Annotated in this window: 15 protein-coding genes; 11 read left to right on the top strand and 4 right to left on the bottom strand. The window is 41.3% G+C overall.

Translation table 11 applies throughout. The features are described 5' to 3' along the window. Nucleotides 1–109: 109 nt before the first annotated feature. Together BT797_RS08550 and BT797_RS08545 are read right to left on the bottom strand one after the other, a co-directional pair. A complete protein-coding gene (locus BT797_RS08550; protein ID WP_045111416.1) occupies nucleotides 110–892 on the bottom strand; it encodes a sulfite exporter TauE/SafE family protein in 783 nt (260 codons plus the stop codon). 26 nt (nucleotides 893–918) lie between these two features. Next, a complete protein-coding gene (locus tag BT797_RS08545; RefSeq protein ID WP_045111415.1) occupies nucleotides 919–1,800 on the bottom strand; it encodes an NAD(P)-dependent oxidoreductase in 882 nt (293 codons plus the stop codon). Between the two features lie 214 nt (nucleotides 1,801–2,014). Here BT797_RS08545 and BT797_RS08540 point away from each other — a divergent pair, with 214 nt between their 5' ends. From BT797_RS08540 to BT797_RS08530, 3 genes are all read left to right on the top strand, one after another. Next, nucleotides 2,015–3,361 carry an aminotransferase-like domain-containing protein gene (locus tag BT797_RS08540; RefSeq protein WP_045111414.1) on the top strand — a complete coding sequence of 449 codons (1,347 nt, stop codon included), beginning with the start codon at nucleotides 2,015–2,017 and terminating at the stop codon, nucleotides 3,359–3,361. A gap of 57 nt (nucleotides 3,362–3,418) precedes the next feature. Further along, complete coding sequence (locus BT797_RS08535; RefSeq protein ID WP_075471669.1) at nucleotides 3,419–4,057, top strand: hypothetical protein; 639 nt, start codon at nucleotides 3,419–3,421, stop codon at nucleotides 4,055–4,057. Between the two features lie 61 nt (nucleotides 4,058–4,118). Beyond that, a complete protein-coding gene (locus BT797_RS08530; protein ID WP_075471667.1) occupies nucleotides 4,119–4,928 on the top strand; it encodes a DUF4344 domain-containing metallopeptidase in 810 nt (269 codons plus the stop codon). Between the two features lie 25 nt (nucleotides 4,929–4,953). Here BT797_RS08530 and yfbR read toward each other — a convergent pair whose 3' ends face one another. Continuing rightward, entirely contained in the window at nucleotides 4,954–5,532 is a 579-nt protein-coding gene (gene yfbR, locus BT797_RS08525) for a 5'-deoxynucleotidase (RefSeq protein ID WP_045111411.1), read from the bottom strand. 188 nt (nucleotides 5,533–5,720) lie between these two features. Here yfbR and BT797_RS08520 point away from each other — a divergent pair, with 188 nt between their 5' ends. From BT797_RS08520 to BT797_RS08505, 4 genes are all read left to right on the top strand, one after another. Further along, complete coding sequence (locus BT797_RS08520) at nucleotides 5,721–6,869, top strand: hypothetical protein (protein WP_370429907.1); 1,149 nt, start codon at nucleotides 5,721–5,723, stop codon at nucleotides 6,867–6,869. Then, nucleotides 6,859–7,764, top strand: coding sequence for a metal ABC transporter solute-binding protein, Zn/Mn family (locus BT797_RS08515; protein WP_075471664.1), 906 nt, complete (start codon nucleotides 6,859–6,861; stop codon nucleotides 7,762–7,764). Before BT797_RS08520 ends, BT797_RS08515 begins: the two co-directional genes overlap by 11 nt. Before the next feature lie 3 nt (nucleotides 7,765–7,767). Further along, complete coding sequence (locus tag BT797_RS08510; protein ID WP_045111408.1) at nucleotides 7,768–8,556, top strand: metal ABC transporter permease; 789 nt, start codon at nucleotides 7,768–7,770, stop codon at nucleotides 8,554–8,556. A 236-nt stretch (nucleotides 8,557–8,792) separates the two neighbouring features. After that, entirely contained in the window at nucleotides 8,793–9,209 is a 417-nt protein-coding gene (locus tag BT797_RS08505) for a GFA family protein (RefSeq protein ID WP_045111407.1), read from the top strand. Between the two features lie 105 nt (nucleotides 9,210–9,314). On the opposite strand, the gene BT797_RS08500 is transcribed toward BT797_RS08505, so the two are convergent. Then, entirely contained in the window at nucleotides 9,315–10,532 is a 1,218-nt protein-coding gene (locus BT797_RS08500; RefSeq protein WP_075471662.1) for a pyridoxal phosphate-dependent aminotransferase, read from the bottom strand. A 238-nt stretch (nucleotides 10,533–10,770) separates the two neighbouring features. Between BT797_RS08500 and BT797_RS08495 the strand changes: the two genes are divergently transcribed. Genes BT797_RS08495 through pabC form a run of 4 tightly spaced genes read left to right on the top strand, consistent with a single transcriptional unit; the run spans nucleotide 10,771 to nucleotide 13,691 of the window. Further along, on the top strand, nucleotides 10,771–11,223 hold the full coding sequence (locus BT797_RS08495; protein WP_075471660.1) for a PaaI family thioesterase: 453 nt from the start codon (nucleotides 10,771–10,773) through the stop codon (nucleotides 11,221–11,223). A 38-nt stretch (nucleotides 11,224–11,261) separates the two neighbouring features. After that, the gene (locus BT797_RS08490; RefSeq protein ID WP_075471658.1) at nucleotides 11,262–12,065 is read left to right on the top strand and encodes a glycerophosphoryl diester phosphodiesterase; all 804 of its coding nucleotides are present in this window, start codon (nucleotides 11,262–11,264) and stop codon (nucleotides 12,063–12,065) included. Nucleotides 12,066–12,122: 57 nt separating this feature from the next. Then, nucleotides 12,123–12,836, top strand: a complete 714-nt coding sequence (locus BT797_RS08485; protein ID WP_075471657.1) for an HD domain-containing protein — start codon at nucleotides 12,123–12,125, stop codon at nucleotides 12,834–12,836. A 15-nt stretch (nucleotides 12,837–12,851) separates the two neighbouring features. After that, complete coding sequence (gene pabC, locus BT797_RS08480) at nucleotides 12,852–13,691, top strand: aminodeoxychorismate lyase (protein ID WP_045111403.1); 840 nt, start codon at nucleotides 12,852–12,854, stop codon at nucleotides 13,689–13,691. Nucleotides 13,692–13,738: the final 47 nt, after the last annotated feature.

Below are 13,738 nucleotides of genomic sequence, written 5' to 3'. Positions count from 1 at the left end.
AGTCGACACCTTATCATGTACCAGATTCAGCGTCGATTCTGAAAAGTTTGACCACTCTAGTGAGTTAATGACTTGGTGATTTTTTGGAATAGTTAATGCGACATTGTCGTTACATTAAAATAAACTTATAGCCTAATGATGCCATCAGTAACATCAGCGATACCGATAGTGTTTTACGTACAAAATCGGGCCCCAATTTCATTGCAGATGCACTACCTAGGTGATTACCAATTAGGTTCATCATGGCTAAAGGGATCGCTAACATATAAAGTAATTTACCCGCTAACATAAATGCAATCAGTGCGCCGATATTTGACGAAAAGTTGAATAATTTCGATGTTGCAGAAGCCGAAACTAAGTCAAACTTTAACAAGTAGTGCAAAACCAATATCAAGAAACTGCCTGTACCTGGGCCAAAGAATCCATCATAAAAGCCAATGATGAACACAGCCAATGGCACACCAAAGTAAATGATCTTCGCATTGATCGTTTGATCAGTCTGGTGATGCTCTTTTTTGGGAATGAAAGAGATCACGATACCAATGGGTAACATACCGAGAATTATTTTACCGACAGTATCAGGATCAAAGTATAAGATCGCTTCAGCACCCACGTAAGCACCAATTAATCCAGCGGGGATCCCTGATGCCACTGCTGTCCAAATGACCTTTTTGTTTTTGACAAAGTTACGGATCGCCGCAATGGTGCCTAGCGTACTCACTATCTTTTCTTGTCCCAGCGCTACCTGCGGAGGCAGCCCTGCGAGTATGAAAGAGGGCACCAGTATTAACCCACCTCCGCCAGCAATACTGTCAATAAAGCCTGCCGCGAAAGCCGATGCCATTAACGCAATCAGTATCCATACCGTGATGTCTGAACTAAAAAATTCCATTTTAATATTCTCCTACCTTGCTATCCTTAGGCTGATTTAATCGCGTTAGCTTTGATAAGTGCTGATGTGTCCATATTTCCCAGTCCGTGTTGCTGTAATAACTCGTAATCACTATCGACTTGCTTCGTCAATGGTAATTGTAGTTGATAGCGTTCGGCTTCTTCTAAACAGATCCCGAGATCTTTTCTCATTAGATCTATCGCAAAGCCAAAATCAAACTGATCGTTTGCCATCGTTTCTGCTCGGTTCTCCATTTGCCATGAGCCTGCTGCGCCATGCTTAAGTGTCTCTACTACGAGGGCAACATCTAATGATGCTTTTTCTGCTAAGGCTAATGCTTCACTTAACCCTTGTAAAATTCCCGCTATACATATTTGATTTACCATTTTACAACGTTGGCCTTGACCGTGACCGCCGAGTAACGTGGCCTGTTTTGCATAAGCGTTAAGTACAGGTTGAACTGTCGTGAAGGTATCTGCGTTACTACCACACATGACAGTTAACGTGCCATTTTCGGCCCCCGCTTGCCCGCCTGAAACGGGCGCATCCATAAATTCAACATTATGGTTTGCACATGCAGCGGCTAACTCGATGGCAAGTTGCGCAGATGTCGTTGTGTGATCCACTAAGATCGCGCCCGGCTTGAGGCTGGCCAATACGCCTGATTCACCATATACCACACTGCGTACATCGTCATCGTTACCAACACAAATGAATACGATATCTGCGCTTTCTGCGGCTTCTTTAGGGGACGAGGCCAATTCTCCTTGGTAGTCTTTTACCCACTGTATTGCTTTTTCTGTGGTACGATTAAATACTTTAGTTTGGTATCCTACACGTTTTAAATAACCCGCCATTGGATAGCCCATGACGCCAAGGCCTATAAACGCAACGTTTAAAGAATTCATATTTTACACTCCAATTCACAATGACATATGTCAATTTGTGTTTATAACTTATTGCATCACCATATGGTAAGTCAATTGTTTTGTACAATTAATTAACAAATATAATTGTACAAATAGGCAAATGTAATGGTTCTAGCGCTGTATGTTTTACTTCAGCAAGGTAAACTAGGGTTATCAACGTTATGTTTTTACTGTGTTCATTAGAGGTAAGTTAATGAGTGATATTAAGTTTCGACAAATTGCCGAAACAATTGAAACTAGAATTAATACTGGTGTATATCAACCTAATACTAAACTACCGCCACACCGGGTGTTAGCCGATGAGCTTGAGACAACGCCGACAACTGTGTCCAAGGCGTATAAGTTATTAGTTGAAAAAAACAAGGTTGAATCCTTTGTTGGGCGAGGCACGTTTGTTTGCGGTAATTCTGAATTGGAAACAGTGATCCAAGCCTCTGACGATGATGCCGATTATAATTTTTCAATTTTACAGCCCTGCCTAAAATATAATATTTTACCCTTACAGGCTGCATTTCAACAAACGTATGCGGCATTGCCGAGTGAGCTTTTGGGTTATATTGAACACTCAGGGCATTTATCTCACCGAGAAGCGGGTGTTAAATGGGCGGCGGAATTTGGTTTATCCGTTTCTGATCCTGGCGAAATACTTCTTGCCAGTGGTGCGCAGAATGCACTGGAAATACTGATCCAGACCTATACTAATCCTGGTGATTGCATTGCCGTTGAAGCATTTACTTATCCTGGTATTCTTTCTATCGCCAATTTATTGGGTCGCCGCGTTGTTGATGTTGCAATGGATAATGAAGGGATGTGTCCGGTTGCACTTAAAGACGCTATTCTTAACGATAATCCGAAATTGGTTGTCATTGTACCCTCACACCAAAACCCAACGGGTGTGACTATGCCACAAGCGCGTAGAGAAACCATTGCGAAAGTGATTGAAGAAGGGAATATCTGGTTATTAGAAGATGATATTTATGGTTTCTTAAACCCAATGCCGATCCCGGCAATCACAAATTATATACCCGAAAAAAGCTTTCATATTACCAGTTTGTCGAAGGCGATAAGTCCTGCGTTACGTTGTGCATTTATTAAAGCGCCTAAAAGTGAAATTCGTAAAATAGGCGCATGCATCCGTACTTCTATCTGGCTGGCGTCACCACTTAATTTTGCTGTAGCTGCACAATTAATTAACTCTGGTGAGGCTTTTATTATGGCGCATCAACAAAAATTATTGGCCGCGCAGCGACAACAGTTTGTGACAGATAAACTGGGGTTCTTATCTTGCTCTAGCCAGCCGACAAGTTACCATATTTGGGTGGCATTACCGGAGCATTGGCGACAAGAGCATTTTGTGATGGAAGCTAAAAACCAAAAATTACTAGTGAGTAGTGGTGGTTACTTCTCGCAACAGAGTGATAAAAGCAACCATATTCGCTTATCTTTAATGGCGATAGATGACGAACAACGTTTTCAGCAAGGTGTTGTATTTATAGCTAATTTACTCCAAGATGGGCAGGGTTCACATTTTCTATTTTAATTATTTTAACTGTTTATGATGTAGGCCCATAATAGAACATTAGGCTAAGGAGAGTTTATGTTGAAAAATGCAATAACGGGCATACTTATTTTAAGTTGTTCTGGCTGTGCTTTGTTAGTCAAAAAAGATCCGATACCACCAGAAATAGATCCGGAGGATGTAGACGTTCCGGTATTACTATTACCGTCAACAGCAACGCCAATATCAACGGCGGAATGTGCTGGTGATATGGAATTACCTGTAGAGTTTAGTCGTAAGTTAACCGCTGTATCTGACCCTGAATTATTAGCGCAGTCAATTGGTGAACCGGATGAAGGTAGACTTTGTCAGGGGCAAGTCTATGTTGCTAAACAGAACACTAAAATTTTACTATTTCGTGCTTGGAATAGTACTAACCCTGCGAGTAAACTTGGTGAGTGGTGGGCATTAAAAAGTCCACGTGGACAAATCGCTGAATATCGTAGTGATTATCAAATATGCTATCAATGGTCGCCGTTAGATAAACTCACCTTATGCAGTTTAAAAGCGGGGGCGAAAGTGGTGATTGGTACAGGCCAAAGTGCGACCTGCTCAGATTATCTTGAATATCCGACCTCAGAGAAAAAACAAGTATATTTGGCTAATGCAGATGCAGATCTATTTGATTGCACTAGCTACAATGCTGAATTTAATTGGACGCCTATAGTTAATAACTAAATAGCTAATTAATGGTGTGCCAATTAACGGTATTCTAGCCATAACGACGGGTAGGAAAGGGATGAGATATTATCAACGTGGGTGGTTATTCGCCGTAACCTTCTTTTTCGCTAGTATGAGTATCGCTGCTGATAATGTCATTGTGCGTTATCAGCAGACGAATGATATTAAGTTACAGCCTGTTGCTAAAAAATTGCAGTTAGAAAGCAGTATTCAAGACGCAATTATCTTGATGAATGAAGAATTTACTTTTCTTCAACCACTAACTATCGTCTTTGGTGCTAATGACGGCCCGTTATATGATCCTGCCCGCAATGATATTCTAATACCTTATACTTTTTTAGATGAAGTCGAACAGCGCTTTAATGCCGTTAATTACGTGGGTGATAATCAAGACAACGTTAATCCAGTCAATCTGGATCAGGCGGTGATGGATGTGTTGATACATACGTTATTCCACGAACTCGCACATGCCTTGATTGCAACGTATGAATTGCCAGTTGTGGGTAGAGAAGAAGACGCTGCAGATAATTTAGCTGCTGTATTGTCGATTGAATATTTTGAAAATGGGGCTGAAATAGCAATTAGCGCAGCTGACCTGTTTTATCTGGAAGGCGATGAGATAACTGAATTTGAAGACGCGGATTTTTGGGATGAACATAGCCTTGATTTACAGCGTTACTATGCCACACTTTGCTATGTTTATGGCAGTGATGATACTCAATACGCCTACTTGTTAGAAGAGACCGGGTTTTCTGATGAACGCGGTGAACTGTGCATTGGTGATTATGAACGTATGAAAAATAACTGGCTAACACTCTTAGACGCTTACATGTCGTCTGAAGTTGATGCTACTACGCCAGTTAATTAATGTAAGGTGTTTTTCGCGTACCAGTTTAGTTCATATCATCAAAAGGTTGACCGATACTTGGTAAAAACACATCAAGGAAATAACGGATTTCATCTGTAATGCGCTCGTCTAATGCATTTTTACAGCGTAATTTGGCTTTAGAAAACTCATGATTTCCGCAGCTTTCCTCTTCAATACACTTCATATAAGCACAGAGAATATCCGCATCTTTGACTAATTTTTTATAAATAGGATCAAGATCAGGTGTTGATAATAATGGCTTATACGCGTCACGTAGTTCTGTTGGTAACATATCGAGTAAGGTTTTTTCAGCAGCTAATTCAATCTTGTTATATTCACGAATAATGGCTTTATTGTAATATTTCACAGGTGTTGGTAAGTCGCCCGTTAACACTTCTGTTGTGTCGTGAAACAATGCCATTGAGGCTGCTTTGTCAGGATCATAGTTTTTGTCGTAATAAGTATTCCCGATCAGTGCCAGTGCATGGGCAACCATCGCAACCTGTAAACTGTGCTCGGCAATATTTTCATTGGTGACATTTCGCATTAGCGGCCAACGATAAATTAACTTCATGCGGGCAAGGTGGGCAAAAAAATGGCTCATGCTCTTCTCCAAATCAAAAGTAGCTAATGACAATACAGGCTAAAAGCACGTAAGTCATCGGTTTCATTACTGTAGCACTTCTTTGCATACTCTCAAAATTACAAATAGTTAGATTTCTTGCTTTGCACCCTTGGTGTTATGTTATAACATAACAAATATTGGTGTTATATTATAACAATTAAGGAAAAATAGTTGTGAAAAAGAAATTGGTTTCCCTCGCGATTGGCAGCATCTTGGTATCGCCTGCTTTTGCTAATACGTTGTCAAATCCACAAATTGGCGTAGTACTCGATGGTTATTACCAAAATGGTGAGCGTAATAACTCAGAGCGTGGAGAGGGTTTTGGACTCGGCCACACTGAAATTAGTATGTCCGCTAATATTGATGACAAGTTTCATGGCGTATTAACGACGGTGCTAGAGGCGCATGGCGATGAAACTGAGCTTCTTTTAGAAGAGGCGTTTGTTGAAACATTGGCAATGCCTTATGGACTTAATATTCGAGTTGGACGATTCTTGTCTGACTTTGGTTATTTGAACAACCAACATGTACACACGGACAGTTTTGTTGAGCGTCCAATCGCTTACCGTACTTTTTTAGGTTCTCATTATTATGATGATGGTTTACGTGCAAACTTAGTTCTACCTACGGATATGTATGTGAAATTGGGCGTCGAGGCATTGAGTGGCAGTAAGATGTCTGCTGTGGAAGATGGTGCTGAAGTGGGGATTTATACCACGACATTAAAACTGGGAGATGATTTTTCTACGTCGTCTAGCTGGCAGTTTGGTTTGAGTTATCTGCGTAATGATAACGGTAAAACGAAAAGTTTTGAAGAGCATGACCACAGTACGGATTCCGATCATGATCACGACCACAGCCATGCATCAGCTGTGACGGGAGCAAATCTATACGGCGCTGACTTTGTGTGGAAATGGGCGCCCAATGGCAACTATAAATATCGTAACTTAACACTATCAGCTGAATACATGTTGTTAGACGATATTCTGGATAGTAAATACAAAGATGAAAAGAATGCACCAGATAATCTAGCCGCGTATTACGTATCGGGTGTATATCGTTTTACTCCTAGTTGGTCGACAGGTCTGCGCTACGGTGAAGCTGAAAGCTATGACGGGCATGCACATGGCGAACGTGTACATTTGACCTCTCTAAAAGACCGTGAGTTTGATGCGATGTTGGCGTGGAACTCTTCTCATTTTGGTACAGTTCGTGCCCAATACTCGCGTGTTGAAAACCAAGTTAAAGAAACTGATAACGTATTCACACTGCAATATGTAATGACGTTTGGAGCACACGGAGCACATGCGTTTTAAGAAAAGCAGATTATTCGTGACCGTGAGTGCAGCAATGTTAGCTGCACCTGCGATGGCGTTAAATATCTTCGTCTGTGAGCCTGAGTGGAAAGCACTATTGGCTGCACATGCACCAAAAGCAACTATCTATTCTGCGACAACTGCACTGCAAGACCCACATTACGTGCAAGCGAGGCCGTCTTTGATTGCCAAGATGCGCCAAGCGGATATGGCAATGTGCTCTGGTGCTGAGTTGGAAATTGGTTGGTTGCCGATGTTGCAGGCGCGAAGCAGTAATCCAGCGGTGCAAAACAATAAGCAAAGTATGCTGTATGCATCAGAGATTGTCAGCATGTTGGATACGCATCATCATGTTGACCGCAGTATGGGGGATATTCACGCCGATGGTAATCCGCATGTGCAGTTTGCTGCCAACGATATGAGCCGAATTTCTCGAGTGGTGAGCAAACGCTTGAAAAGTATAGATCCCGCTAATGCATTTAGTTACCTAGTCAATGGTGTGAAGTTCCGTGAGCATTGGCGACAAAAGTTAGTTGAATGGAAACAGCGAGCTGAACCGCTGCGAGGTATGCAAGTAGTAAGTTATCACGAGACCTATCGTTATCTGTTTGATTGGTTGGGGATGAGGCAGGTTGCAGACCTTGAGCCTAAGCCGGGGATTTCCCCGACGACTGCACATTTGCAATCGTTGACGAAGTTAGACCCAACGTCGTTTGATGCGATTATTTACTCTTCTCATCAGAATAAACGCGCGGCTAATTGGCTGCATCAGCAAACACAAAAGCCAGTTATTCAATTACCACTCACGGTATCGGAAGGGCAAAGTCTTGACGAACTGTATGATGGCATACTGGATAGTTTGCTCGATGTGCTTGCGCAGCCAGTGAAGCCTTAAGCCATGCTAACGGATTATCTTTGGCTAGCCCCAGCGGTGCTGTGTGGTCTGATTGCGCTGGTGGGTAATGTGATATTGGGGCAGCAAGTGCTACAGCGTAAAATTATTTTTATTGATTTAGCTGTGGCACAAGTTGCCGCATTAGGCGCCGCGTTCAGTCAGTATTGGCTAAATAGTTTTGATATCTTACCCGAGACTTGGTTAGGACAGATGATTGGTCCTTGGGTATTGTCGCTGATGCTGTGCGGTTTAATTGCCTTGATGGAAAAGCACTACCAAGAACACCTTGAACCTATGATAGGTAGTTTGTTTGCGGTGTCTGCTTCATTGGCTATTTTGCTGGCAAGTAAAGATCCACATGGTGCCGACTTTATTCAAGGTATCTTAAATGGCCAGTTGTTATGGGCGACATGGGATGATGTTTGGCCGTTGGCTATTATCACCGCCGCGATGGTGACTTTGGTCACGATGAAACCAGAGTTTATGCGCGGCAGTGGTTTTTACGTTATCTTCGCGATATTAATGCCAATAACGGTCAAGTTGACGGGGATCTACCTTGAATTTGCGTTATTGGTGATCCCTGCTCTTTGCGCATCTGCGTTAAAAGGTATACGGTTTTTTATCGCAAGCATGGGGATTGGCGTTACAGGTATTTTGTCTGGTATCACAATGTCAGCTCACTATGACTTCCCCAGTGGTGCAAGTATCGTCATTACGCTATTTGTATCTGGCGTATTGTTTCATTTATTACTGCAACCTTTAGTGATGAAGACTGAGGTTCGCGCTTCATAGAATAAAGTATCACGTTAAACAAAGCCTGATCTCAGAATACTCTGGAATCGGGCTTTTTTCGTTTCACACCAATATAGTTTATCTTTCGATTTAGAGATCAATCATTGATTTTACAGTTGTTAGGAATAGATTTAATCGACATTAATACCGTCTTAGGGTACTGTTGTTATATACAGTGTTTTATTGATTTACTAAATGAAACACATCTATGGTTATAAACTAAGGGGAATATATAAATGTTACATTCAAAAGCAAGCTGCCTTTGTGGTGCAGTTGAAATTACCGCAAACGAAATTAATCCTAGATTTACTGTCTGCCACTGTGACTCATGCAGGGGATGGGGTGGTGCTCCATTTTTTGCTGTTCAATGTGGAACGAATGTAAGCATTACAGGGTTGGATAAAGTGAAGACGTATAATTCATCATCTTGGGCATCTCGTGGTTTTTGCACTGATTGTGGAACCCATTTATTTTTTAAATTTAATGACAGTGGTGATTACAATATGCCAGTGGGTATATTTAAAGATTTGAATGGATTAGAAATGGATATGCAATACTTTAGTGATCAGCGACCTGACTATTATTGCTTTTCAAACGAAACGAAAGAAATGACTAAAGCTGAAATTATGGCTTATTTTGCAAAAAAGCTATAACAAGCACGTTTAAAATGACCAATAAAAAGCATCTAGATTAGATTTTTTATTAAAAAAGGCATCATTACGACGCCTTTCTAATATCTACAATGGTATACCTACAAACTAATCCTGACGGTAAGTTGATAAGAAGTTAGCCAGCTTGTTAATCGCAACAGTTAACTCTTCAACTCGGGGTAAAAATACTACGCGGAAGTGATCAGGGCGAGCCCAGTTAAAACCAGTGCCTTGTACAATCAACAGCTTTTCTTGTTGTAACAGATCTAATGCAAATTTCTGATCGTCTTTGATATTGTACATTTCCATATCAATTTTCGGGAACAGATACATTGCACCTTTTGGTTTTACACACGTGATACCCGGAATATCATTTAACATCTTCCAGGCTAAATCACGTTGTTCCAGTAAACGACCGCCTGGTAGAATCAATTCATTAATACTTTGATAACCACCTAGCGCTGTTTGTATCGCATGCTGCATCGGTACATTTGAGCACAGACGCATCGAGGCGAGCATTTCTAATCCGGCAATATAGTCTTTAGCAAGATGTGTCGCACCACTTAATACCAACCAACCAGAACGGAAACCGGCAATACGGTACGCTTTAGACAAACCATTGAAGGTCACAATCAGAATATCTTGTGCAAGCGTACACATAGGTACATGCTCAATACCGTCATATAAGATCTTGTCATAAATTTCATCAGCAAAAATAATCAGCTGGTGTTGGCGAGCTACTTCAATCACTTCTAGCAAGAATTCTTTGCTATATACCGCACCTGTAGGGTTGTTTGGATTGATTAAAACAATGCCTTTAGTATTTGGTGTGATCTTGGCTTTAATGTCATCCAGATCAGGATACCAATCAGATTCTTCATCACAAATGTAGTGCGTTGCTTTACCACCCGAAAGGGTAATTGCCGCTGTCCACAATGGGTAATCGGGTGACGGTACTAATACTTCATCACCGTTGTTTAGCAATGCCTGCATTGACATCATGATTAATTCTGAAACGCCATTACCCAAATAAATGTTATCAATAGACACATTCAGTAGGCCTTTCTGTTGGTAATGTTGCATCACTGCTTTACGTGCAGAGTATAACCCTTTTGAATCACAATAACCTTGGCTCAATGGCAAATTATGAATCACGTCTTTTACGATTTCTTCTGGGGCTTCAAAACCAAATGGGGCGGGATTCCCGATGTTTAATTTGATTACTCGATGACCTTCTTCTTCTAAGCGATTCGCTTCTTTTAATACTGGTCCACGTATGTCGTAGCACACGTTATCTAACTTATGAGATTTTTCTATTGAGTACATCCCGGCTCCAAGGCTGTAAATATGTAAATTGTTTTTCTTTCTGTAATAAAAGTAACGTATATAAGGCATTGTTGGAAGTGATATTTGGCGTTCAGGTCGATTTATTGTTGCGTCATTGTTAATTAACAAGGTTCGGGTGTAACATTGTCAGTAATGGTTACCAGATTATGGTTATTTTGTGAGAATATTGTTGTAATACAGCAGTTAAATTCAATGTTAATAGGAACAAGGAAAGCGCATGAGTCAGCAGTTAAACCCAGCAAAAATGAGTGGGCTAGAGATACTACAAGCAATGGCAGAAGGAATCTTTCCACATCCTTCAATTTGCCAAACAATGCCGATGCAATGTGTTGATTTAAGCGAAGGGCAGATCAACTTTAGTGTGCAAGCCGATGATCGTCATTTAAATCCGATGGGTGGTGTACATGGTGGTTTTGCGGCAACGGTGCTAGATTCGGTTACAGGTTGCGCAGTACATACCACATTGGCCGCTGGCGAAAGTTACGGCACGGTCGATTTGAATGTAAAAATGGTGCGTCCAATTCCTAAAAATACTGTATTGCATGCTAAAGGTAAGGTATTAAACGCATCAAAAACTGTCGCTATATCGGAAGGTGACATTCGTGATACAGAAGGAAAGCTTTATGCGCACTGTACTGCAACCTGTGTCATTATTCGCCCTACTAAATAGGTTTTCTTTATGATAAAAACTACATCTGAGATTCATTTATGACAAATAGTATTTCTGAAATCGCACCGCATACATTTCAGTTCAATCCGTCGGCCAGTGAAAACGCAGGGAAGATGGTGATGGGGCATCGTGGTGCTTCATCTATAGCCCCAGAAAACACCTTGGCCGCTTTTCAATTAGCAGAGGACAATAATGTGCCTTGGATTGAAGTGGACGCCGATATGCTCGCTGATGGTACTGTGGTTATTTGTCATGACAAAACTCTCGACCGCTGTAGTGATCACACGGGGTTATTATGCGATAAAATTGTCACCGACCTTGATGATATTGACGCGGGGGCATGGTTTGGACTCGATTTTGTTGGAGAACGGATTCCAACGCTGGTGGATCTTATCTTATTTACCAATGAAACTGGTATGAATCTGAATTTAGAACTGATGTCTGGACCTGATAAAGTCACGACTGACCGATTGATCGATGGTGTTATTCGTGACATTAACCATCACTGGCAAGGTGGTCAGCAGTTACTTATCTCCAGCTTTAATCATCTATTATTAGCCGAAATAAAACGTCGAGCGCCTGAAATAAGTTTAGCGTGTTTGTTCGAAGCGCCATTACCGGATGATTGGCTAACCTCGATGCAATATGTCGGCGCTGAATTTATTCATCCTAAGGATAGCGGTTTAACTGAACAGCAAGTCAACGCTATGACTGTCGCAGGTTACAGCGTGAATGTATGGACGGTTAATTGTTTAGCGCGTGCGAACCAGCTCTATAATTGGGGCGTAACGGGGATTTGCACTGACATTCCTCAACAGTTTCCGCCTTGTTACAGGAATTAATAGCGAAATAACTCAGAGTATATCGGTGAAAATATCGTTCGGAAAGGACAGCTGTGCATGACGGATAATAATATTAATACAGTCAGTGAACGCTTAGCCCTACGTTGGCGATTATTACTGCAAGATAACTTTACGCATTTGACGATGGCACAAATAGAGCAAGCTTGGTCGCGTTTGTTACCCCATTACCAAGAAGCGCATCGGTATTATCACGACCTCTCGCATATTGAGGCTTGTTTTAATTGGTTTGATCAAGTGCAAGATCAGCTTGATTATCCATTAGCGGTTGCGCTCGCTATTTGGTTTCACGATGTTATCTATGATGTAAGAAGTGCTGACAACGAAGTCAAAAGTGCGCAGTATGCAGTGACCGCACTCACCAATTTAACTGTATCAACAGAGTTAGTACAACAAGTGTATGAGTTAGTGTTGTTAACTCAGCATCCAAGTAAGCCAAGTCGTAAAATCAAAAGGCAATCAGGCAAGTTTTTATCGAAGACAACTAATATAGTGCGAGCAAGTCTTAATGATCAGGCATTATTTTTAGACATAGATTTAACTATATTAGGCCAGAATAACGCTACTTATGGACACTATGAAAACGCTATTCGCAATGAATACCAGCATGTTCCATCGTGGCTGTATACACGTGTTCGGAAACGTCTGTTAAAACGTTTTTTACGTCAACCAATTATTTATTACTCTCGTTATTTTAAAGAAAAATTTGAACAGCAAGCCAGAGTGAACATACAATCAGTACTCAGCTCCTAGTGGAATACATAAATCATGATTATTAATGGCTCTCCCAGTCAAGATGTTGCAATCGCCGACCGTGGTTTTAATTTTGGAGACGGGCACTTTACTACTATTAAGATAGCGGCAGGACAAGCCTTACTACTCGATTTACATCTGGCGCGTTTACAACAGGCGTGTGCTGCGCTCGCAATCGAATTTACCCAATGGAATGAACTGCTCGCGGTAATCACTCAGCAAGCACTTGTATTACGGGGTGGCGTATTAAAAGTAACCATTACCCGAGGTGAGGGTGGCCGAGGTTATAGCACGCTAGGTTGTAGCCGCGCAAATTGGTTTTTGCAACATCGTTCTATTCCTGCACAATATAGTGACTGGGCGCGTGAGGGGATTGAATTAATGCTTTGCGAATATCAACAAACAGTCAACCCTGCATTAGCTGGATTAAAGACGTTAAACAGACTGGATCAGGTGATGATTAAGCAAGAACTTGATGCCAATGGTATGAATGATGGACTCGTTTGCTCGACAGACGGTTATGTTATCGAGACATCTGTAGCCAATGTGTTCTGGGTTATTGGAGATAAAGTCTATACACCTAGCACCGAACGCAGTGGTGTTGAAGGGGTGATGAAAACACATATTTCAAACTTATTGAATAAACTGGGTTTTAGTCTTAAAACAGGAGATTACACCATTTCTAATGTGCTAGCTGCAGATGAAATTTTTATTACCAATTCAGTGATGGAAGTGGTACCTGTTAAAAGTATTCTAAAGCTGGGTACTCAAGACAATATTAGCGCTATTGGTTATGACTTGTCAGTGAATGATTCATCGGTATGGCGCTTACTACAACAAGAATTACACGGTTAATATGTAATGTATTTAGGGCTGTCTATCTGAACAATAAAGAGAATAAC

It is taken from the genome of Moritella viscosa (assembly GCF_900120065.1).
Classification (GTDB): Bacteria; Pseudomonadota; Gammaproteobacteria; order Enterobacterales; family Moritellaceae; genus Moritella; species Moritella viscosa.
This window is presented reverse-complemented; position numbering and strand designations above follow the sequence as displayed.

Coding starts and splice junctions, on each gene's coding strand:
- BT797_RS08550 (WP_045111416.1), bottom strand. CDS start 892: ATGGAATTTTTTAGTTCAGACATCACGGTATGGATACTGATTGCGTTA.
- BT797_RS08545 (WP_045111415.1), bottom strand. CDS start 1,800: ATGAATTCTTTAAACGTTGCGTTTATAGGCCTTGGCGTCATGGGCTAT.
- BT797_RS08540 (WP_045111414.1), top strand. CDS start 2,015: ATGAGTGATATTAAGTTTCGACAAATTGCCGAAACAATTGAAACTAGA.
- BT797_RS08535 (WP_075471669.1), top strand. CDS start 3,419: ATGTTGAAAAATGCAATAACGGGCATACTTATTTTAAGTTGTTCTGGC.
- BT797_RS08530 (WP_075471667.1), top strand. CDS start 4,119: ATGAGATATTATCAACGTGGGTGGTTATTCGCCGTAACCTTCTTTTTC.
- yfbR (WP_045111411.1), bottom strand. CDS start 5,532: ATGAGCCATTTTTTTGCCCACCTTGCCCGCATGAAGTTAATTTATCGT.
- BT797_RS08515 (WP_075471664.1), top strand. CDS start 6,859: ATGCGTTTTAAGAAAAGCAGATTATTCGTGACCGTGAGTGCAGCAATG.
- BT797_RS08510 (WP_045111408.1), top strand. CDS start 7,768: ATGCTAACGGATTATCTTTGGCTAGCCCCAGCGGTGCTGTGTGGTCTG.
- BT797_RS08505 (WP_045111407.1), top strand. CDS start 8,793: ATGTTACATTCAAAAGCAAGCTGCCTTTGTGGTGCAGTTGAAATTACC.
- BT797_RS08500 (WP_075471662.1), bottom strand. CDS start 10,532: ATGTACTCAATAGAAAAATCTCATAAGTTAGATAACGTGTGCTACGAC.
- BT797_RS08495 (WP_075471660.1), top strand. CDS start 10,771: ATGAGTCAGCAGTTAAACCCAGCAAAAATGAGTGGGCTAGAGATACTA.
- BT797_RS08490 (WP_075471658.1), top strand. CDS start 11,262: ATGACAAATAGTATTTCTGAAATCGCACCGCATACATTTCAGTTCAAT.
- BT797_RS08485 (WP_075471657.1), top strand. CDS start 12,123: ATGACGGATAATAATATTAATACAGTCAGTGAACGCTTAGCCCTACGT.
- pabC (WP_045111403.1), top strand. CDS start 12,852: ATGATTATTAATGGCTCTCCCAGTCAAGATGTTGCAATCGCCGACCGT.